This window comes from Nocardiopsis sp. LDBS1602 (assembly GCF_035818715.1).
In the GTDB taxonomy this organism is placed as follows: domain Bacteria; phylum Actinomycetota; class Actinomycetes; order Streptosporangiales; family Streptosporangiaceae; genus Nocardiopsis; species Nocardiopsis alba.
Window position 1 is genome coordinate 1673976 of record NZ_JAYLVW010000001.1, and the last position, 20011, is coordinate 1693986.

The 20011-nt window shown below is 70.7% G+C and carries 15 protein-coding genes; 12 read left to right on the top strand and 3 right to left on the bottom strand.

Annotated features, from left to right (window positions below; all coding sequences use genetic code 11):
• Positions 1-83: 83 nt before the first annotated feature.
• From U9J66_RS07630 to U9J66_RS07640, 3 genes are all read left to right on the top strand, one after another.
• Entirely contained in the window at positions 84-923 is an 840-nt protein-coding gene (locus U9J66_RS07630) for a DUF3097 domain-containing protein (RefSeq protein WP_042281133.1), read from the top strand.
• A 451-nt stretch (positions 924-1374) separates the two neighbouring features.
• Positions 1375-1755, top strand: coding sequence for a DUF4870 domain-containing protein (locus U9J66_RS07635; protein ID WP_161111485.1), 381 nt, complete (start codon positions 1375-1377; stop codon positions 1753-1755).
• Between the two features lie 201 nt (positions 1756-1956).
• Positions 1957-2604, top strand: coding sequence for a DUF4870 domain-containing protein (locus U9J66_RS07640; protein ID WP_326337362.1), 648 nt, complete (start codon positions 1957-1959; stop codon positions 2602-2604).
• 57 nt (positions 2605-2661) lie between these two features.
• Here the strand turns inward: U9J66_RS07640 and hemW are convergent, their stop codons facing one another.
• Together hemW and U9J66_RS07650 are read right to left on the bottom strand one after the other, a co-directional pair.
• Positions 2662-3894 (bottom strand): radical SAM family heme chaperone HemW, encoded by a 1233-nt coding sequence (gene hemW, locus U9J66_RS07645; RefSeq protein WP_326337363.1) that lies wholly within the window; start codon positions 3892-3894, stop codon positions 2662-2664.
• Positions 3895-3969: 75 nt separating this feature from the next.
• A complete protein-coding gene (locus U9J66_RS07650) occupies positions 3970-5031 on the bottom strand; it encodes a LacI family DNA-binding transcriptional regulator (RefSeq protein ID WP_042281138.1) in 1062 nt (353 codons plus the stop codon).
• A 95-nt stretch (positions 5032-5126) separates the two neighbouring features.
• Between U9J66_RS07650 and U9J66_RS07655 the strand changes: the two genes are divergently transcribed.
• From U9J66_RS07655 to U9J66_RS07670, 4 genes are all read left to right on the top strand, one after another.
• Positions 5127-6728, top strand: coding sequence for a glycoside hydrolase family 13 protein (locus U9J66_RS07655; RefSeq protein WP_026124942.1), 1602 nt, complete (start codon positions 5127-5129; stop codon positions 6726-6728).
• Between the two features lie 215 nt (positions 6729-6943).
• Positions 6944-8182, top strand: a complete 1239-nt coding sequence (locus tag U9J66_RS07660) for a sugar ABC transporter substrate-binding protein (protein ID WP_161111483.1) — start codon at positions 6944-6946, stop codon at positions 8180-8182.
• A gap of 2 nt (positions 8183-8184) precedes the next feature.
• Entirely contained in the window at positions 8185-9798 is a 1614-nt protein-coding gene (locus tag U9J66_RS07665; protein ID WP_326337364.1) for an ABC transporter permease subunit, read from the top strand.
• Entirely contained in the window at positions 9795-10697 is a 903-nt protein-coding gene (locus tag U9J66_RS07670; RefSeq protein ID WP_014909673.1) for a sugar ABC transporter permease, read from the top strand. Before U9J66_RS07665 ends, U9J66_RS07670 begins: the two co-directional genes overlap by 4 nt.
• A 98-nt stretch (positions 10698-10795) precedes the next feature.
• Here the strand turns inward: U9J66_RS07670 and lepA are convergent, their stop codons facing one another.
• Positions 10796-12637 carry a translation elongation factor 4 gene (gene lepA, locus U9J66_RS07675; protein ID WP_014912000.1) on the bottom strand — a complete coding sequence of 614 codons (1842 nt, stop codon included), beginning with the start codon at positions 12635-12637 and terminating at the stop codon, positions 10796-10798.
• Positions 12638-12878: 241 nt separating this feature from the next.
• On the opposite strand from lepA, the gene U9J66_RS07680 reads away from it, so the two are divergent.
• The 5 genes from U9J66_RS07680 (at position 12879) to holA (ending at position 20007) form a co-directional block, all read left to right on the top strand.
• The gene (locus U9J66_RS07680) at positions 12879-13856 is read left to right on the top strand and encodes a hypothetical protein (protein ID WP_014909798.1); all 978 of its coding nucleotides are present in this window, start codon (positions 12879-12881) and stop codon (positions 13854-13856) included.
• 220 nt (positions 13857-14076) lie between these two features.
• Positions 14077-14346: a 30S ribosomal protein S20 gene (rpsT, locus tag U9J66_RS07685; RefSeq protein ID WP_014912146.1), complete on the top strand. Its 270-nt coding sequence runs from the start codon at positions 14077-14079 to the stop codon at positions 14344-14346.
• A 1715-nt stretch (positions 14347-16061) separates the two neighbouring features.
• Complete coding sequence (locus tag U9J66_RS07690; protein WP_326337367.1) at positions 16062-16649, top strand: helix-hairpin-helix domain-containing protein; 588 nt, start codon at positions 16062-16064, stop codon at positions 16647-16649.
• Positions 16650-16655: 6 nt separating this feature from the next.
• Positions 16656-19004 carry a ComEC/Rec2 family competence protein gene (locus U9J66_RS07695; protein ID WP_326337368.1) on the top strand — a complete coding sequence of 783 codons (2349 nt, stop codon included), beginning with the start codon at positions 16656-16658 and terminating at the stop codon, positions 19002-19004.
• Positions 19005-19044: 40 nt separating this feature from the next.
• Entirely contained in the window at positions 19045-20007 is a 963-nt protein-coding gene (gene holA / locus U9J66_RS07700) for a DNA polymerase III subunit delta (protein WP_326337369.1), read from the top strand.
• Positions 20008-20011: the final 4 nt, after the last annotated feature.

Below are 20011 nucleotides of genomic sequence, written 5' to 3' on the forward strand. Positions count from 1 at the left end.
CCCTCTCTTCTTCCCGGTGGATCGGCGACCTACCGCACACGGTCGCCGGAGCACCGATCCTCTCACCAGTACACTGCACCACCGTGGCTACCAAGGGAACCGGTCGGTACGGCCGAGACGTTCTGGCGGAGGATCGACGACGACGCGGCGCGAGCGTGGTGCCCGAGGTACCGCTCGCTCGCGACCTGGTCGTGGAGGACGTCGAGGAGACGTTCTGTGGGGCCGTGGTGGCCTGGGACAAGGCCACGGTGACCTTGGAGGATCGGGCCGGTCGACGGCGGGTGTTCGATCTGGAGCCGGCCGCCTTCTCCCTGGAGGGGCGCACGGTGACCCTGGTGCGTCCTCGTGAGGCGCCCAAGGGGCCGTTGCGCAGCGCCTCGGGGTCGATCGCGGTGACCGACGCCCGTGCTCGTACGGCCAGGGAGAGTCGGATCTACGTCGAGGGCGCCCACGACGCGGAGCTGGTGGAGAAGGTGTGGGGTCACGACCTTCGTGTGGAGGGTGTGGCCGTGGAGTTCCTGGAGGGCGTGGACGATCTGCCCTCGGTGGTGGCGGAGTTCTCCCCCGGACCGGGGCGGCGTCTGGGCGTCCTGGTGGACCATCTGGTCCCGGGCTCCAAGGAGAGCCGGATCGCCGAGCGTGTCCAGGGCGAGGACGTGCTCGTGGTGGGGCATCCGTACGTGGACGTGTGGCAGGCGGTGCGCCCCGGGGCGGTGGGGATCCGGGCCTGGCCCGAGGTCCCTCGGGGGCTCCCCTGGAAGGAGGGGGTGGTCTCCGCGCTGGGTTGGCGGATGGAGACGGGCGAGGCCTGGCGGCGCATCCTCGGCTCGGTCCGCGGTTACGGTGATCTCGAACCCTCCCTGTTGGGGCGGGTCGAGGAGCTCATCGACTTCGTCACCGGCCCCCACCCCCTGGAAGACTGAGGTCCCGGGCGCCGTCGTGGTGTGTCCGCCCGACGTCCCGACCGTCGAACCGAGGAAGAGCATGAGCGAGACCCCGTCGAACCCCCCGTCCCCGGACGAGCCTCGGGGGCAGTGGCCGCCGCACCGGGACCAGAGAGGTGGTCCGGGGGCCTCTCCCGCTCCGGGAGGTCCGTCGGGCGGGCATCCCGCGCCCCCTCCGCAGCGACCTGAGGGTTCTCCCCGTCCGGCCCCGCCCGCGGCCGGTGACCATCACACCCTCGGACGACGGCCTTTGATGGGCGGGCGCCCGGACTTCGCCCCTCCGACTCCGCCCGTGCCCCAGGGGCCCCCTCAGGATCACCCGGCTCCGGCTCCACATCACCCGTCGGGCGGGCACCCCGCGCCGACCCCTCAAGCTCCCCAGGGCGCTCCGGTTCCGGGGGGACACCCCGGCCAGGGCGCGCCCCACCCCGTGTCCGCCGCCCCCGCGCCGGTCGGCGGTGGCCGCGACGTCCTGGCGGCGATGCTCGCCCACCTGTCCGGTTTCGTGTTCGCCTTCCTCGGTTGGATCCCACCGCTCGCCGTCTACCTCGCCGAACGCGAGCGTTCCCCGTTCGCGCGGCATCACGCTGCGGAGGCCACGAACTTCCAGCTCACCCTGCTGATCCCCTATCTGCTCTCGGGGGTGCTCTACGTCGTCCTGGGGCTCTTCCTCGGGGATCTGGCCTGGATCGGCCCTCTACTCGTCGCCCTGATCTGGCTCGTGGCGATCGTCCTCGGCGTGATCGCGGCGTCGGGGGCGAACAACGGGGCCTGGAACCGCTACCCGTTCGCCCTCCGTCTCCTGAAATGACCCTTGCGCCATGGGATCCATCGCGGGGCCCGCGGAACGTGCCGGCGGGCGACGTGTCGGTGACCGGCCGTACCCTTCTTCCGGAACACCCTCGAAAGTCGTGGTGTCCGTGTTCATTTCCGGTTTCCGCGCGGCCTCGAGGCCGAAGTACTCTCGGAACCGGCAGGTAGACCCAGTTCCCGCACCTCAAGGATTCCAGTCATGTCCTATCCCGGAAACCCCTCACCCGAAGATCCCTACGGTGGGCAGAACCAGGGCGGATACGGCGGGTATCCGCCGCCGCAGGGGGGACAGCCCTCCGGTGGGTATCCGACTCCGGGGCAGCCCGGCGGGTATCCGCCTCCCCCCGGTCACCCCGGCGAGCACCCTCAGCAGGGCGGGTACCCGCCCATGGGCCACGAGCAGGGCGGTTTCCCGCCCCCCGGGCAGGACCAGGGCGGCTACCCGCCCCCTCCCGGTGGCTACGGCGGCTACGGCGGTTACGGGCCCCACCCCGGCGCGGCGGCCTCCTCCGCGACCACCGGTCAGCCCAACGCCGACGAGCGCAGCATGGGTCTGATCTCCCACCTGGGCGGTGGCCTCCTCGGCCTCCTGGTTCCGCTGATCATGTACCTGATCAAGAAGGACGAGTCCCCCTTCATCCGCGACCAGGCGGCGCAGGCGCTGAACTTCCAGATCCTGATCCTGATCGTCTACATCGTCTCGTTCCCGCTCATGCTCCTGATCATCGGCTACCTCACCTGGTTCGCCGCGTGGGTGTGCGCGATCGTGTTCGGCGTCATGGGCGGTATGGCCGCGAACAAGGGCGAGTGGTACCGCTACCCGTTCAACGTCTCCTGGATCAAGTAGTCCTCGACGTACGAGAGGGGCCCGGCGACGCCGGGCCCCTTCGTCGTGTCCGTCGGGTCAGGTGAGGTCGCGGACCACGGCGTCGGCGAGCAGCCGTCCCCGTCGGGTCAGGACGGCGCGGCCCTCGGCGTGCGCGCGGGGGTCCAGGAGCCCGTCCGCGACCAGCCGTTCCGCGGCCGCCAGTCCGTGGGCGTCGAGCAGCTCCAGCGGGCAGCCGGACTCCACCCGCAGTTCGAGCAGGATCCGTTCGAAGCGGCGTTCGGCGTCGGTGAGGATCTCCCTCGCCTGGGCGGGGGTCTCTCCGGCGGCCAGGCGGGCCGCGTAGGCGGCGGGGTGCTTGACGTTCCACCAACGGGTCCCCCCGACGTGGCTGTGCGCCCCGGGTCCCACGCCCCACCAGTGACCGCCGGTCCAGTAGAGCAGGTTGTGGGCGCTGCGTCCCTCTTCGGTGCGCGCCCAGTTGGACACCTCGTAGGGCGTGTATCCGGCGGACGCGAGGGCCTCGTCCGCCATGAGGTAGCGGTCGGCCATGGCGTCGTCGTCGGGTTCGGTGAGTTCGCCTCGGCGGACACGGGCGGCCAGACGGGTCCCCTCCTCGACGATGAGCGAGTAGGCGGAGACGTGGTCGGGGCCGGCCCCGATGGCGGCCTCCAGTGAGGCGGCCCAGTCCTCGTCGCTCTCGCCGGGGGTGCCGTAGATGAGGTCGAGGTTGACGTGGTCGAACCCGGCCTCTCGTGCCCAGGTGACGCACTGTTCGGGGCGGCCCGGGGTGTGCCCGCGTTCGAGGACGCGCAGGACGTGCGGGCGTGCGCTCTGCATGCCGAAGGAGACCCGGGTGAACCCGGCCCGCCTGAGACGGCGCAGGTAGTCGGGGGTGACGGTCTCGGGGTTGGCCTCGGTGGTGATCTCCGCGTCGGGGGCGAACCCGAAGCGGTCGCCGATCGCGGAGACGATACGTCCCAGGTCCTCGGCGGAGAGCAGGGTGGGGGTGCCTCCGCCGACGAACACGGTGCTCACGCGAGGGCGTTCTCCGGCCAGGACGCGGTCGGCCGTCTCGATCTCGGCCACCGCCTGTCCGGCGTAGGTCTCCCGGGAGGCGGTGGCGGTGCCGTCCCGGGAGACGAGCTCGTCGGCGGTGTAGGTGTTGAAGTCGCAGTAGCCGCAGCGGGTGACGCAGAAGGGCACGTGGACGTAGAACCCGAGGGGTCGGTCCCCGAGCTCGGCGAGGGAGTGCGCGGGAAGGTCCCCGGTGCGAGGGACGGGTTCACCATCGAGGGCTACGGAAGGCATGTCCCCAGTGTCGCCGACCCTCCGTAGTGCCCCGACCGGTGTGTTCCGCCGGTCGAGCGGCCTCGGAGCCCCGGTTCAGCGGCCTCCGGCGACGCGTTCGGGGTCGCGGAGCGGAGGGTCCGCGAGCGTGGGGGCCGGCGGGGCGACGGCGGTCGAGCCGCGCACCACCAGTTCGGGGTCGAAGAGGTACTCGGTGTGCGAGACCGGGTGGCCGGCGATCTCGTCGCACAGGGCGCGGGCGGCGGCCATGGCCATGGCGGTGACGGGCTGCCTGACGGTGGTCAGGGGCGGGTCGGTGAAGGCGATGAGCTGGGAGTCGTCGTAGCCGACCACGGAGAAGTCCCGGGGGACGCGCAGGCCCCGCTGACGGGCGGCCCTGATGGCGCCGAGCGCCATGAGGTCGGATCCGCAGACCATGGCGGTGACCCCGCGTTCGATCAGACGGACGGCGGCGGCGTGTCCGCCCTCGACACCGAACAGGGAGAGTTCGACCAGTCCGTCGCCGTCCAGTCCGTGTTCGGCCAGGGCGCGGTGGAAGCCCTCCAGCTTGCGACGGACCGGCACGTAACGCTCGGGGCCGCTGGTGAAGCCGATGCGGGTGTGCCCCAGGGCGACCAGGTGGTCGACGGCCAGGCGGCCGGCCTCACGGTCGTCGGCGGAGATGAAGGCGGCGGGGATGGCGTCGGCGTAGCCGTTGACCAGGACGATGGGCAGGCGTCTGGAGACCAGGGCCTGGTAGCGCTCGTGCGAGGCGCTGGTGTCGGCGTGTTTTCCGGAGATGAAGAGGATGCCCGAGACGTTGCGCTCCAACAGGAGTTCGACGTACTCGTCCTCCGATATCCCGCCGGGGGTCTGGGTGCACAGCACCGGTGTGTAGCCGCGTTGGGCCAAGGCGCTCTCCGCGGCCTGCGCGAACATCGGGAACACCGGGTTGTCCAGTTCGGGGGTGACCATGCCGACCAGGCCGGCGGAGCGTTGGCGCAACCTGGCGGGACGCTCGTAGCCGAGCACGTCCAAGGCGGTGAGGACGGCCTTACGGGTGTCGCCGCCGACGCCGGGCTTGTCGTTGAGCACACGCGAGACGGTGGCCTCGCTGACTCCTGCGTGCCGTGCGATGTCGGCTAGTCGTGGACCCATGCGCACAACTCTAGTGGAGATCGGCATCACATGACAGAAAGTTGACGGTAATCTTGCGCAAGAACTTGCAATCCTGATTGGGAAGGATCCCGTTGATGGAGCACAAGGCGCGTTGGTGGCGCGAGGCAGCCATCTACCAGATCTACGTGCGCAGCTTCGCCGACTCCAACGGTGACGGGGAGGGCGATCTGGCGGGCATCCGCGAGCGTCTTCCCGACCTCGCCGAACTGGGTGTCGATGCGATCTGGCTGACCCCCTTCTACGTCTCCCCCCTCGCGGACGGGGGCTACGACGTGGCCGACTACCGGGACGTCGACCCCAGGTTCGGCACCCTCGACGACTTCGACGCTCTCCTTCGGAGCGCCCACGACCTGGGCATCCGGATGATCATCGACGTGGTCCCCAACCACTCCTCCTCGGCCCACCGGTGGTTCCGCGAAGCGGTGGCGGCCGAACCCGGTTCCCCCGCCCGCGCGCGCTACATCTTCCGGGACGGCAAGGGCCCCGACGGGGAGGAGCCGCCGAACAACTGGAAGTCGATCTTCGGCGGCCCGGCCTGGACCCGACTCCAGAGGCCCGACGGCACGCCCGAGCAGTGGTACCTGCACCTGTTCGACTCCGAGCAGCCCGACTTCGACTGGACCCACCAGGAGGTGCACGACGAGTTCGACGACGTGCTGCGCTTCTGGCTGGACCGCGGGGTGGACGGTTTCCGGATCGACGTGGCGCACGGGATGGTCAAGGATCCGGCGCTGCCCGACATCGACCCGGACGCCAAGGCCGATCTGCTCGACGGCAGCACCACACTGCCCTACTTCGACCAGGACGGCGTGCACGAGATCTACCGTCGCTGGTCGGCGCTGGCCGCCGAGTACCCGGGGGACCGCGCGCTGGTGGCCGAGGCCTGGGTGGAGAACGCCGAGCGGGTGGCGCGCTACCTGCGCCCGGACGAGCTGCACCAGGCGTTCAACTTCGAGTACCTGACCGCCCCCTGGGACGCGAACCGTCTGCGCGAGGTGATCGACGGTTCGCTGGCCGCCAACGGCACGGTGGGCGCGACCACCACGTGGGTGCTGTCCAACCACGACGTCACCCGGCACGTGACCCGGTTCGGCGATGGCGAGCAGGGGCTCCGGCGCGCCAGGGCCGCGACCCTGCTCATGTTGGCGCTCCCCGGTTCGGTCTACCTCTACCAGGGCGAGGAGCTCGGGCTTCCCGAGGTCACCGACCTGCCGGAGGAGTCCCTCCAGGACCCGACCTGGAAGCGGTCGGGCCACACCGATCGCGGTCGTGACGGCTGCCGTGTGCCCCTGCCCTGGGAGGGGGACGTCGCGCCGTTCGGTTTCGGTCCCGAGGGGAGCGAGCCGTGGCTGCCGGTCCCCGAGCACTGGGGGGAGCTCTCCCGGGCCGCCCAGCGCGGTGTCGAGGGTTCGACCCTGGAGCTGTACACCGCCGCCCTGCGGCTGCGTCGTGAGCTGGAGGCGTTGGGTGACGGGTCCATGACCTGGCTGGACTCGCCCGAGGGCGTTTTGTGCTTCGAGCGCGAGCCGGGCGTCCGTGTGGCCGTGAACCTCACCGAGGCGCCGGTCGAACTGCCCTTCTCCGGCGAGGTGCTGGTGGACTCCGGCCCCGGTGTGAAGACGACCGACGACGTCCTGCGTCTGCCCGCCGAGACCGCGGTGTGGCTGCGCGTGTGACGCACCCCGCGGGGTCCTCCCCTTCGGTGGAGGACCCCGCCCTTGCCCCGTCCGTTTCCGGGGTGTTTCCACATCTTTATCCCTGACGTCTGCAAAGCCTTTCAAAGTTTGCAAGGAGTTGCTAACGTCACATCACCGAGCATGCCCCCGCGTTGGTGCCGACCCCTCGGCGCACCGCATGCCCGACCCCGACAGGCCCCCGGAAGGAAGACACCATGAGATCCAGCAGAGTGTCGGCGGTCGCCGGAATCGCCGCGATCGCGTTGACGGCGAGCGCGTGCGGCGGCGACGGTGACGCCGGTGACACGAGCGCCCCCACCCTCGTCATCTGGTCCGACCCCGAGCGGGCCGACGCCGTTCAGAGCGCCGCCGCCGCGTTCGGCGAGGCCAACGGCATCGAGATCGACGTCCAGAACGTCTCCTTCGACGACATCCAGGGCGACGTCGTCAACGCCCACCAGGCGGGCAACGCCCCCGACATCTTCGTCGGCGCCCACGACTGGACCGGCAACCTCATGCGCAACGGCACGGTGCAGCCGATCGACCTGCCCGCCGACCGCGAGGCCGCGCTGGACGAGACCGCGTTGGAGGCCATGACCCTGGAGGGACGGCTGCTCGGCGTTCCGTACACGCAGGAGAACATCTTCCTCATGCGCAACACCGAGCTGGCGCCCGACGCCCCCGAGACCTTCGAGGAGCTCGTGGAGATCGGCACGGGGCTCAAGGAGGCCGGAGAGGCCGAGGAGGTCCTGGCCATGGCGGTCGGCCAAGAGGGCGACCCCTACCGGATGAACGCGCTCATGACCTCCGCCGGCGGCTACCTGTTCGGGCAGGACTCCGAGGGCGACTGGGACCCCGAGGACCTGGGCATCGGCTCCGACGAGACCATCGAGGCCATGGAGCTGATCGCCGAATACGGCGAGGCCGGCGAGGGCGTGCTGCGCCGCTCCATCGACCTGGAGAACGAGGCGGCCCTCTTCTTCGACGGGAAGGCCCCCTTCTTCGTGGCGGGCCCCTGGACCATCGGCGACGCCGAGGCCTCCGACATCGACTACGAGATCAGCGCCATCCCCGGCTTCGAGGGCAAGGACCCCGCGGCCCCCTACATCGGCTACCAGGCCTTCTTCGTGACCGACGGCAGCCCCAACAGCGCCCTCGCCGAGGAGTTCGTGGTCAACCACGTCACCGACCCCGACTTCATCCTCTCCCTGTACGAGGCCGACCCGCGCACCCCGGTCCAGCTCGAAGCCCTCGAGACGATCTCCGCCGAGAACCCCGCCATCGCCACGATGGCCGAGACCGGCGAGAACGGCATGCCCATGCCCAACATCCCCGAGATGGGCGAGACCTGGGACCCGCTGGGCATCGCCCAGGCCCGGATCATCGGCGGCGAGGACGTCCGTGAGTCTCTGGAGACCGCCCACGAGACCGTCGCCGAGCGGATCGGCGGATAAGGGTGGCGACCGACCGTTCCGGCGGCACGGGAACTCCCGCATCGGGGGCGACCGGCCGCCGGCATCCCGCGGAGAGAAGGTTCCAAGGCTCCCTCGGCGGCAGGATCGTCAAGATCCTCCTGCTCGGCCTGTTCACCGCCCTGGGCGTGTGGGCGGTCCTGCCGCTGTACCTGGCCGGCGTGTGGTGGGGCATCGGCCTCGTCGTGGCCGTGGTGGCGCTGGTCTACTACGTCTACCTCTCCGGACGCACCGTCCCCGCCAAGTACCTGGTGCCCGGCGTCCTGTTCCTGATGGCCTTCCAGATCTTCCCGGTGCTCTACACGATGAGCACCTCGCTCACCAACATGAGCGACGGGCATCGGGGGTCGAAGGAACAGGCGATCGCCTCCATCGAGGCGTTCTCGGTGGTCCGAGAGGACGACTCCCGGGAGTTCGCCCTCACCGTCGCCACCACGGGCGACCCCGACACCGGCGACCTGGTCTTCCTCCTCACCTCGCCCGAGGGAGACACCTACGCCGGTACCGAGGAGGGGCTGAACGAGCTCATCGGAGCCCAGGTCGACCCCTCGGGCCGGGTCACCGGCGCCCTCGGCTACACGATCCTGACACCCGCGCAGGTCAACGAGCGCAGCGGCGAACTCCAGGAGTTCGCGGTGCCCACCGACGACGGCTCCGGCATCCGCTCCAGCGGACTGTCCACCGCCTTCGAGGGCACCGCCGTCCGCGTCTACGACCAGACCTGCGACTGTATCGAGGACACCGAGACCGGCACGGTCTACCACGCCGACGACGAACGGGGCGCCTTCTACGACGAGGACGGACGACGGCTCGCCCAGGGTTGGCAGGTCGGCGTCGGCCTGGACAACTTCTCCCGGTTCCTGCTCGACCCGTCCTTCGCCTCCTCCTTCTTCGGCACCCTGGTGTGGAACATCGTCTTCGCCGCCTCGGTCACCTTCCTGGTGTTCGTGGTGGGTCTGGCGGTGGCCCTGACCCTGCACGTTCCGAAGATGCGCGGCAAGACGTTCTACCGGGTCCTGGTGATCCTCCCCTACGCCATGAGCTCGTTGGCCATGTACCTGTTGTGGCGGGACATGTTCAACGTCGACTTCGGTCTCTTCAACCGGATGCTGGGGTTGCAGGTCGACTGGCTCGGGAACGTATGGGCCGCTCGGGCCGCGGTGATCCTGACCAACGTCTGGCTGGGCTACCCGTACATGTTCCTCGTCGCGACCGGCGCCCTCCAGGCCGTGCCCCGCGAGCTGGGCCAGGCGGCCCGGTTGGACGGCGCGGGCCCCTGGCAGGCCTTCCGCCACGTCACCCTGCCCCTGCTCATGGTCGCCATGACCCCGATCCTCATCGCCACGTTCGCCTTCAACTTCAACAACTTCAACGCGGTATGGCTGGTCACCAGGGGCGGGCCGTACGGTTCGGAGGGCACCGCCGCGAGCGGCGCCACCGACCTTCTCATCACCTACACCTACCGACTCGCGTTCAGTGAGGCCACCGCCCAGTACGGGTACGCGGCCGCGCTGTCGGTGATGATCTTCCTGATCGTCTCGGTGATGTCGGTGACCGGTCTGAGCAGGACCAAGGCCCTCCAGGAGGTGGACCGATGAGCGTCCCCGACACCACCGTCCGCCCCGTCCACCGGCGCTCCACCACCGACCGGTTCCTCCTGTGGGCCGGCCGACTGGGGTGGCGCCACGCCGTGATGTGGCCCGTGGTGATCTTCGCGGTCTTCCCGGTGCTGTTCGTGGTCTCGGCCGCGCTGAACCCGATCGGCACGCTGAGCGGCTCCCGGCTGTGGCCGACCGGGGCGAGCATGGCCAACGCCCAGGACCTGTTCCAGAACACCCCGTTCGCCACCTGGTACGTCAACTCCCTGTTCTTCGCCATCGGGAACGCGGCGATCACCGTCCTGCTGTCCGCGCTGGCCGCCTACGCCTTCAGCCGGATGCGGTTCAAGGGGCGACGCGTGGGACTGATCGGGCTCCTGGTCATCCAGATGTTCCCCCAGTTCCTGGCGATCGTGGCGATCTACCTGATGTTCTCCGACCTCGGAGAGCTCTATCCGGTGATCGGCTTCGACACCCGGTGGGGGCTGCTGCTGGTGTACCTGGGCGGCGCCCTGAGTATCAACACCTGGCTCATGAAGGGCTTCTTCGACACCGTGCCCAGGGAACTGGACGAGTCCGCCCAGATGGACGGGGCCACGCACGCCCAGGTGTTCTTCCGGATCATGCTGCCCCTGGTCACCCCGGTGCTGGCGATCGTGGGGCTCCTGGTGTTCGTCTCCACCATCAACGAGTTCCTTCTGGCCAGCGTCTTCCTCCGAGACACCGGGGCCCAGACCCTGGGGCTGGGGCTGTACCAGCTCGTGGACTCCCAGCGCAACGCCAACTTCGGCATGTTCGCGGTGGGCGCCGTCATGCTCTCCCTGCCCACGTTGGCGGTGTTCTGGTTCCTCCAGCGCTACATCAGCGAGGGCCTGACCACCGGAGCCGTCAAGGGTTAGCGAGGCCACGGAGAACGGAACGAGGGGCGTCCCCGCGTCGGGGGCGCCCCTCGTCGTCTCGTGTGCCGTCCCATGGCTGGGCGGCACACGAGCAGGCACTACTTCTTCTTCTTGTCCTCGGCCGAACCGCCGTCGGTGGACAGCGCGGAGATGAAGGCCTCCTGGGGCACCTCGACCCGGCCGACCATCTTCATCCGCTTCTTGCCCTCCTTCTGACGCTCCAGCAGCTTGCGCTTACGGCTGATGTCACCGCCGTAGCACTTGGCCAGCACGTCCTTGCGGATGGCGCGGATGTTCTCACGGGCGATCACGCGGGCACCGATGGCCGCCTGGACCGGAACCTCGAACTGCTGCCGGGGGATGAGCTCGCGCAGCTTCTTGGTCATCTCCACGCCGTAGGCGTAGGCCTTCTCCTTGTGCACGATGGCGGAGAAGGCGTCCACGGCCTCGCCCTGGAGAAGGATGTCGACCTTGACCAGGTCGGCGACCTGCTCGCCGATGGGCTCGTAGTCCAGCGAGGCGTAACCCTTGGTCCGGGACTTGAGGGCGTCGAAGAAGTCGAAGACGATCTCGGCCATGGGGAGCGTGTAACGCATCTCCACACGGTCCTCGGACAGGTAGTCCATGCCCTGGAGCTCACCACGACGGTCCTGGCACAGCTCCATGATCTGACCGATGTAGTCGGACGGGCTGAGGACGGTGGCCTTGACCATCGGCTCGTGGATCGAGTCGATCTTCCCGGTGGGGAACTCGCTCGGGTTGGTCACCACGTGCTCGGCGCCGTCCTCCATCTCCACCCGGTAGATGACGTTGGGCGCCGTCGAGATGAGGTCGAGGTTGAACTCGCGCTCCAGGCGGGCGCGGGTGATCTCCAGGTGCAGCAGCCCCAGGAAACCGCAGCGGAAGCCGAAGCCCAGGGCCGCGGAGGTCTCGGGCTCGAAGTTCAGGGCGGCGTCGTTGAGCTGGAGCTTGTCCAGCGCGTCGCGCAACACCGGGTAGTCGGTGCCCTCGATCGGGTACAGACCCGAGAACACCATCGGCTTGGGCTCCTGGTAGCCGGAGAGCATGTCCTCCGCCGGCTTGGCCAGGGAGGTGATGGTGTCACCGACCTTGGACTGGCGCACGTCCTTGACGCCCGTGATGATGTAACCGACCTCGCCGACGCCCAGACCACCGCACTTGGTGGGCTCGGGCGAGCTGACGCCGATCTCCAGGATCTCGTGGGAGGCCCTGGTCGACATCATCTGGATGCGCTCACGCGGGCTGAGCTTGCCGTCCACGACACGCACGTAGGTCACCACACCGCGGTAGGTGTCGTAGACCGAGTCGAAGATCATCGCGCGGGCCGGGGCGTCGGCGTCACCGACCGGCGGCGGGATCTGGGCGACGATCTCGTTGAGGAGGGCCTCCACGCCCTCGCCCGTCTTGGCGCTGACCTTGAGCACGTCGGAGGGCTCACAGCCGATGATCCCGGCCAGCTCCTCGGCGTACTTCTCGGGCTGGGCCGCGGGAAGGTCGATCTTGTTGAGCACCGGGATGATGTGGAGGTCGTTCTCCAGCGCCATGTAGAGGTTGGCGAGGGTCTGGGCCTCGATCCCCTGCGCGGCGTCGACCAGCAGGATCGCGCCCTCGCAGGCGGCCAGGGAACGCGACACCTCGTAGGTGAAGTCGACGTGCCCCGGGGTGTCGATGAGGTCGAGCGTGTAGGTGAGGTCGTCCGCCGCGGTGAAGGGGATCCGCACCGCCTGGGACTTGATCGTGATGCCGCGCTCGCGCTCGATGTCCATCCGGTCCAGATACTGGGCGCGCATCTGGCGGTCCTCGACGACCCCGGTGATCTGGAGCATCCGGTCGGCCAGCGTCGACTTGCCATGGTCGATGTGCGCGATGATGCAGAAGTTGCGGATCAGCGCGGGATCGGTCCAGTTCGGCTGTGCCACCGTGCTCCGTTCGACAGGGGTCGGGTCAGGGTCGTGCGCGCCGGTGAGGGCGCCGCCCGCCGTGGCCTCGGGCGCACGGCATCCTTCATCATCCCATGGCGCCCGGACCGCCCTCACCGGATGTTTCCGGGAGGGGTACGGCAGTATGGGCGCGACAAGCGGATGTCGACGTCCAGGTTATGCGAACCGGCGACGGGAACGGGCCCGCCGGTGCCTTGGGAGAGCGGGTGACGTACGGGTGATGTGGTTTCTGAAACGGTTGATCGCCGGAGTGGCGGCGGTCCTGGTTCTGGTGGTGGCCGCGGGAGCGCTGCTGAGCCATCAGTACTCGGGGACGCCGCTGCCCTGGGCGGCCTCCCAGCAGACGGACGCGGCCTGGGTCGGTTCCTGGGAGGACACCGAGAGCCTCGCGGCGCTCCTGGACACCGGTGGCGTGGACACCCTGTACGTGTACGCGGGCGACGTGGCCGACGACGGGACCGTCGAACGCGTTCCGGAGACCGACGCCCTGCTGTCCTGGCTGGACGCGCGCCATCCCGACGTGCGCCCGCTGGCCTGGCTCCGGTACGTGGAGACCGGCTCGTCCCTGATCCGCGACCGGTTCCCCGCCGAGGCGCGGGAGATTCTGGCCCCTCGCGTGGCCGAGGTGGTCGAGGACGGCTTCGCCGGCGCGCACCTGGAGATCCGCCCGGTGACGGTCAACGATCCGTCGATCCCCACCCTGATGGAGATGGTCCGCGAGGAACTGGGCGAGGAGCCCGTGCTGTCGCTCCAGGCCCAGCACGTGGAGCTGCTGCCCGGTGGCCGCATGCCGTCCTTCATCGCCGGCGGCGAGGAGAAGTACTGGTCCAAGGGCTATCTGGAACGGGTCTCGCGGCACGCCGACGAGGTCGTCCTTCCCGGTGTGGACGCGAACATGCCCACCGGCGGTATGTACGGCGGTTTCATGGTGCGCCAGGTGACCGAGTCGGTGGCGGCGCTCCAGGGCCGGGAGGACCTGACCCTGCGGTTCGGCGTTCCCACCTACGAGAACGAGGAGTGGGGACCCGCGAGCTCCGAGGAGAACGCCATGACCGCGATCGCCGGCGTACGGCTGGGACTCTCCGAGGCCGAACCCCCCGAGGAGATGGGCCGGGGCGTGGCCCTCTATCTGGCGGACGAGGCCGACGAGGACGACCTGGAGGCCTACCGGAACGGTTGGTTGTCCCTGGCTCCGTGATCCGAGGTGGTCGACGCCTCGCGGTACGGGGCCCGAGTGGTCCGTCGAATGCGGCATACTGAGAAGTCCGTGTCTCGGACTTCCACGTTCGAATTTGAGCCCTGTGGACTCACACACCCTGCGTCGGCGCCCACGCGCGCCCCTCACGGATCGGCTGCCCGTGAGATGAGCCGTCTGTTCGACCGACGCGATGATCAGAGCAACTGGAGCACGTTTTCGCATGGCGAACATCAAGTCGCAGAAGAAGCGCATTCGGCAGAACGAGAAGGCCCGTGTCCGTAACCAGGCCGTGCGCTCTTCCCTGAAGACGGCCGTTCGTAAGTTCCGCGAGGCCGCCGAGGCCGGGGACGTCGAGAAGGCCACCGTGGCGCAGCGCGAGGCCGCCCGCGCCCTGGACAAGGCGACCAGCAAGGGCGTCATCCACAAGAACCAGGCCGCGAACCGCAAGAGCGCGATCGCCAAGCGCCTGCACTCGATCCAGTCCGCCTGAGGACCGAGCGATCCGAGCTTCACAGGGCCCGGCCTCCCCACGGGGAGGCCGGGCCCTCGTGTTCCCCCGCTCGGGGAGAACCCGGTCGACGGTCTCGGCCCGGTGAGTTGTCCACAGGGAGGAATCGGCCGGTGACAGAGGCGGACTCCGCTCTCTAGCGTTGTTCCATGACCGTTCCGCGCCGGTCACGGCGCCGTCCCTCCGTGCCGTCCCCCGAGGAACGTCTCCGTTCTCTCGGTCTGCGCCCGCCTCCGCGCTCCCCACGTCCACGCGCTCTCCCGTGCCCACCCGCCCCCGCCCGGTCCGGGGCCGGTGTGCCGTGCGCCCCCTACTCCCTTCCGGGGACCACCTCCCCCTATCGGCCGTCGCCGGGTCACGAGGGCGATCCACCAGGGCGTCTCGACGGCCTCATCGCCGAGAGGCCCGCGCTCGGTCCGATCTCCGAGCCGCGCGAAGGTCGCGCTCCCCGGCCCGAGGGCGCGGTTCCGGACGAGGGGGCCCTGTTCGAGGGCCTCCCGGGCGAGATCCCCACCCCGCGTCCCGAGGGCGGGCCCTCGGGCACGCCCGGCCCCTCCCCCGAGCCCTCCTCCACCGACCCCCGCGAGTCCCCTGAGGCCGCCCCGCGGGGCTCGGAGGTCATCGAGGAGCCCATCACCGAGAGGCTCACCCCCGGACCCTCGAACGACCACCCGCCCCGCACCCGAGCGACGCATCCGCACCGGGGGACTCCACCCCTCGAACGCCCCACCGACCGACGGACCACCTCCCTCGGTACGGAGGGCCCCGAAGAACCCACCACCGAGAGGCTCCTCCTCGCCCCACGTCCCGGCCCCACGAACGACCTGCCGGTCCATCCTGAAGGGACACGCCCGCACCGGGGACGCCCCCTCCTCGGACGGTCCCTCGACCGACGACACGAGAACCGGCGGGCCGCCTCCCACACCCCGGAGTGCCTCGAAGAACCCACCACGGAGAGGCTCTCCCTCTCTCCGAGGCCCGGACCGTGCGGGGACCGTGTCCCCCACGACGCGCGCCGGGAGACCATCGGTCACCGCCCCATCACCCGTCCGCGAGCACGACCGAGGAAAGAACACCGTCGGGAGACCCCGTCCGACCTCCCCACTCCGGAGAGGCCGTCTCCGTCACCGGGGCGCGGGCCCACGAACGGTCACCCGACCCGTCCTCGTCCGCGGGAGTGCGGTGAGACCGCCCTTCACTCTCGGGAGGGGCTCGACGCCGCCACCGAGAGGCTCGCCCTCGCCCCGACCCGTGCCACGCCCGGGGACCGCGTACCGCATACCGGGCACCACACCGTCGGAGCCCTCCCCACGCCTCGGGCGCCGAAGCCCCTCACCGAGAAGAGGCCCCATCCGACACCGCCCGCCGAGCCCCGCGAGAAGGGCGGGCCCGCACCCTCTCCAGAGGGGGTCTCCACCGGGGAGGCCGATCCGGCCGAGGGGCGTCCTCCCTCCCCCGAGAGCGCGGAACCCCGACGAAGGGGGCGCCGGCCTGAGGATTCCCGTCGTGATCCGGCGGAGGAGACCGGGACTCGACTCTCCGAGGAGCTCCCCTCCCCCTCGGCCGACCGGCCCCCGGACGTCTCTCCCGACCGCTCTCTCCCGGGGTACACCGAACTCCTCCCCGACGAGCCCGGCTCCCTCCTGGATCGACTGACCCGTGGCCGGTTCGGTGAACTCGCTCCCCCGCGCCGTTCGGTGACGGTGTTGCTGGTGCTGGGCGCGGTGGCGGTGGTGATCGCCTTCCTGACACTGCGCGAAACCCCTCGGGAGGTACCCGAACTCGAACCGGTCTCCCGGGCCTCGGCGGAGGAGCTCGAAGCGGTCCCCGAGGGCGGATCCCCCTCCACCGCACCGGAGCCGGAGGGCGAGGTGGTGGTGCACGTCGGCGGCGAGGTGGCCGAACCCGGGCTGTACACCATGCCGGCGGGCTCCCGGGTGGCCGACGCCGTGGAGGAGGCCGGAGGAGCACGGGCCGACACCGACCTGGACCTGCTCAACCTGGCCCGTCCCCTGGCGGACGGGGAGCGGATCCTGGTGGGGGTCGAGGAGGAGCAAACCGTCGACGGGGCCTCCGGCGAGGCGGGAGGTCCGATCGACATCAACCGGGCGGGAGAGACAGAGCTGCGGACCCTGCCGGGGATCGGTGAGAAACGGGCCCGGCAGATCCTCGCCCACCGCGAGGCCCTCGGCGGATCCTTCGGCTCGGTCGACGACCTGCTCGGGGTGGAGGGCATCGCGGAACGGACCCTGGAGAACCTGCGCCCCCACGTGACGGCGGGGTGAGCCGCCGTGACGACCTGGTTGGGGACCGACGGTCACGGACTCGACCGGCCGCCGGACCTCCGGTTGTTCGCCCCGGCAGCGGGTGCGTGGGCGGCCGCCCTGGCCGCGTTGGCCGTCCCCGCGTGGTGGGCCTGGGCCGGTGCGGGGACGGCCGCTCTCCTGGCCGCCGCCCTGTTCCTGTGGGGACGTCCTCCCTCGGTCTTCGGGCGGACGGTGGAGTCCCTGGCCCTGGCCGGAGCGGCGACCCTGGTCTGCGCGGCGACGGTGGCGGCGGTGGCCGGGTTCCACACGCACCGCACGGCGATGAGCGCGGCCTCGGAGGCGGCCGACCGGGGCGGGGAAAGGGCGTTCGGCGCGGTCGTGACGGTCGACCCGCGTTCTCGTGCGGGGATGCCCCGCCCCGGGCGCGCGGAGTGGGTGGTCCGGGCCCGCACCCTGTGGGTGGACGCGGAGGGCGGGATCCGCACCTCGGAGGTACCGGTGGTGGTGTTGGCCTCCGGTGAGGCGTGGGGCGACCTGTTGCCGGGGCAGACCTTCACCGCCCGGGGCGTCTTCCTCTCCGTCGAGGACGACCCGCTCACCGCCGCGCTGGTCTCGGTCCGGGGCCCTCCGGAGGAGGTGGGCGAGCCCGGCCGCGCACAGGTCTTCGCGGCCGAGGTGCGGGCCGGTCTGCGCGAGGCGGCCGAGGTCCTGCCCTCTCCCGAGAACGGGCTGCTGCCCGCTTTGATCGTCGGTGACGTGTCGCGGTTGCCGGAGGAGACCGCCGAGGACTTCCGGGCCACCGGCATGACCCACCTGCTCACGGTCTCGGGCGCCAATCTGGCGATCCTGACCGGGTTCGTCCTGGCCGTGGCCCGCTGGTCCCGGGCCCCGACCTGGTGTTCGGTGGCGGGCGGAGCTCTGATGATCTGGCTGTTCGTCCTGGTGTGCCGGCCAGAGCCGAGCGTGGTGCGGGCGGCGTTCATGGGCTCCCTGGGGCTGTTGGCGTTGGCGACCGGAAGACCCGGGGCCGGGCTGGGCGCGCTGAGCGCCACGGTGGTGGGGGTGCTCTTCGTGGCCCCCGGGCTGGCCGCCTCCTACGGGTTCGCGCTGTCGGTCCTGGCCACCGCGGGCATCCTGCTGCTGGTCCCCTCGTGGACCCGGGCCTGGTCCCCGCCTCTGTCGCGGCCGGTGGCCGAGGCGGCGGCGATCGCGGTGGCCGCGCACGTGGCGGTCACTCCGGTCCTGGTCCTGCTGTCCGGCGAGGTGTCCTGGGTGGCGGTTCCGGCCAATCTCCTGGCGGCCCCGGTGGTCGCGGGTGTGACCGTGGCGGGGGCCGCAGTGACGGTGGTGGCCTCGTTGTGGCCGGAGGCCGCCGCCGTCCTGGTGCACCTGCCGGGCCTGGGGGTGTCCTGGATCGCTCTGGTGGCGGAGACGGGCGCCCGGGTACCCCACGGTGCCCTGTCCTGGCGTTCGGACGTGACCGGAGCCGTGCTGTCGGCCCTGCTCATCGCGGCGTTCGTGGTGCTTCGGGGCGGGGTTCGTCGTGTGTTCGCCGCGGTGGTGGCGGCGGTACTGGTCCTGGGCGTGGCGACCCGGTGCGTACCGGGCGGCTGGCCCCCTCCGGGGTGGGTCCTGGTCGCCTGCGACGTGGGGCAGGGCGACGCGTTCGTGGTCTCCACCGGCCCTGGGAGCGCGATGGTGTTCGATACGGGTGACGATCCGGATCTGGTGAACGGGTGTCTGGAGCGGCTGGGGGTGCGCGAGATCCCCCTGTTGGTACTCAGCCACGACCACGCCGACCACGTGGACGGCACCCCCGGGGTACTGCGACATCGTCGAGTGCTCTCGGCACTGGCCCCCGAGGGGTTCGAGGGCTCCTCCGTCGGCCGTCTGCTGATGGCCGAGGGGGTGGAGATCGGGGCCGCCGTACGCGGGGAGACCTATCGGGTGAACGGGTGGACGCTGCGGGTGCTGTGGCCCCCGAGGGGGCACCTGGGGACGGTGAACGACGGGTCCGTTGTGGTCCGGGCGGAGGGCACCCACCTGTCGGCGTTGTTCACCGGGGACATCGAGGAGCCGGCCCAGAGCGCGTTGACGCGCGGTCCCGATCGCGACCTGTTGGCGGTGACGGTGTTGACCACTCCGCACCACGGGTCGAACACCCAGGAGCCCGACTTCATCGCGGCGGTCGGCGCCGAGGTGGCGTTGACCTCCGTCGGGAGGGACAACGGCTACGGCCACCCGACCCCGTTCGCCCTGGGGTTGTTGGCGAGAACCGCTCGAGTGAGCGCCCGCACCGACCTCGACGGCGACGTGGCCGTGCTGGACTCCCCCGTACGGGTGGTCGCGCGTGGTCCCGCCCCCGAGGGGTGAACCGCACCGGCCGGTCGGTGGGTCGTGGCATGCTCGTTGTATGCCTGCACCCGCCCTCATCACGCTCATCGTCGGCGACGAGGAACTGCTCGTCGACCGGGCCGTGGCCGCCGTCGTCGCCTCGGCCCAGGAGGTCGACCCCGAGGTGGACGTCCACGACCTCGTGCCCGCCCAGGTGGGCCTGTCCACCCTGGTGGAGGTCACCTCCCCGTCGCTGTTCGGCGACCGCCGGGTGGTCGTCCTGCGTTCCTCCCAGGACCTGACCAAGGACCTGGCCGCGACCGTCGTCGACTACCTCTCCTCCCCCGCCGACGACGTGAACCTGGTGTTGACCCACGCGGGCGGCGCCAAGGGCAAGGCCCTGCTCCAGGCCGCGACGAAGGCGGGGGCGCACAGGGTGGACTGCAAGGGCCCCACCAAGGGCCCCGAACGGGTGGCGTTCGTCAAGGGCGAGTTCTCCGCCGCGGGCCGGCAGATCACCGGCGACGCCGCCCAGGCCCTGGTGGACGCGGTGGGCACCGAACTACGCGAGATCGCGGCGGCCTGCACCCAGTTGATCGCCGACACCGAGGGACGTGTGGACGCGACCGCGGTGGCCCGATACCACTCGGGTAAGGCGGAGGCCTCGGGGTTCACCGTGGCCGACCGGACCGTGGAGGGCCGGCTCCCCGAGGCCCTGGAACAGCTCCGCTGGTCGTTGGCGGTGGGCACCGCCCCGGTCCTGATCAACAGCGCCCTGGCCGGCGCGGTACGCGGGATCGCGGTGGCGGCGCAACCGCCCCGGGGGATGAGCGAGGCGGACCTGGCCAAGCGGGCCAAGGTGCCGCCGTGGAAGATGCGCGGTCTGCGTCAGCAGGCGCGGGGTTGGAACGTCCGGGGGGTCACCCGGGCGATGGCGGTGGTGGCCGAGACCGACGCGCTCATCAAGGGCGGCGGCCGTGACCCCGAGTACGCGTTGGAGCGCGCGGTCATCGAGATCGCCCGGGCGCGCGGCATCCGCTGAGCCC

Bases quoted from the DNA above. Each gene is read 5' to 3' on its own strand.
- U9J66_RS07640 (WP_326337362.1), top strand. From the start codon at position 1,957: ATGTCCTATCCCGGAAACCCCTCACCCGAAGATCCCTACGGTGGGCAG.
- hemW (WP_326337363.1), bottom strand. From the start codon at position 3,894: ATGCCTTCCGTAGCCCTCGATGGTGAACCCGTCCCTCGCACCGGGGAC.
- U9J66_RS07650 (WP_042281138.1), bottom strand. From the start codon at position 5,031: ATGGGTCCACGACTAGCCGACATCGCACGGCACGCAGGAGTCAGCGAG.
- U9J66_RS07655 (WP_026124942.1), top strand. From the start codon at position 5,127: ATGGAGCACAAGGCGCGTTGGTGGCGCGAGGCAGCCATCTACCAGATC.
- U9J66_RS07660 (WP_161111483.1), top strand. From the start codon at position 6,944: ATGAGATCCAGCAGAGTGTCGGCGGTCGCCGGAATCGCCGCGATCGCG.
- U9J66_RS07670 (WP_014909673.1), top strand. From the start codon at position 9,795: ATGAGCGTCCCCGACACCACCGTCCGCCCCGTCCACCGGCGCTCCACC.
- U9J66_RS07680 (WP_014909798.1), top strand. From the start codon at position 12,879: ATGTGGTTTCTGAAACGGTTGATCGCCGGAGTGGCGGCGGTCCTGGTT.
- rpsT (WP_014912146.1), top strand. From the start codon at position 14,077: ATGGCGAACATCAAGTCGCAGAAGAAGCGCATTCGGCAGAACGAGAAG.
- holA (WP_326337369.1), top strand. From the start codon at position 19,045: ATGCCTGCACCCGCCCTCATCACGCTCATCGTCGGCGACGAGGAACTG.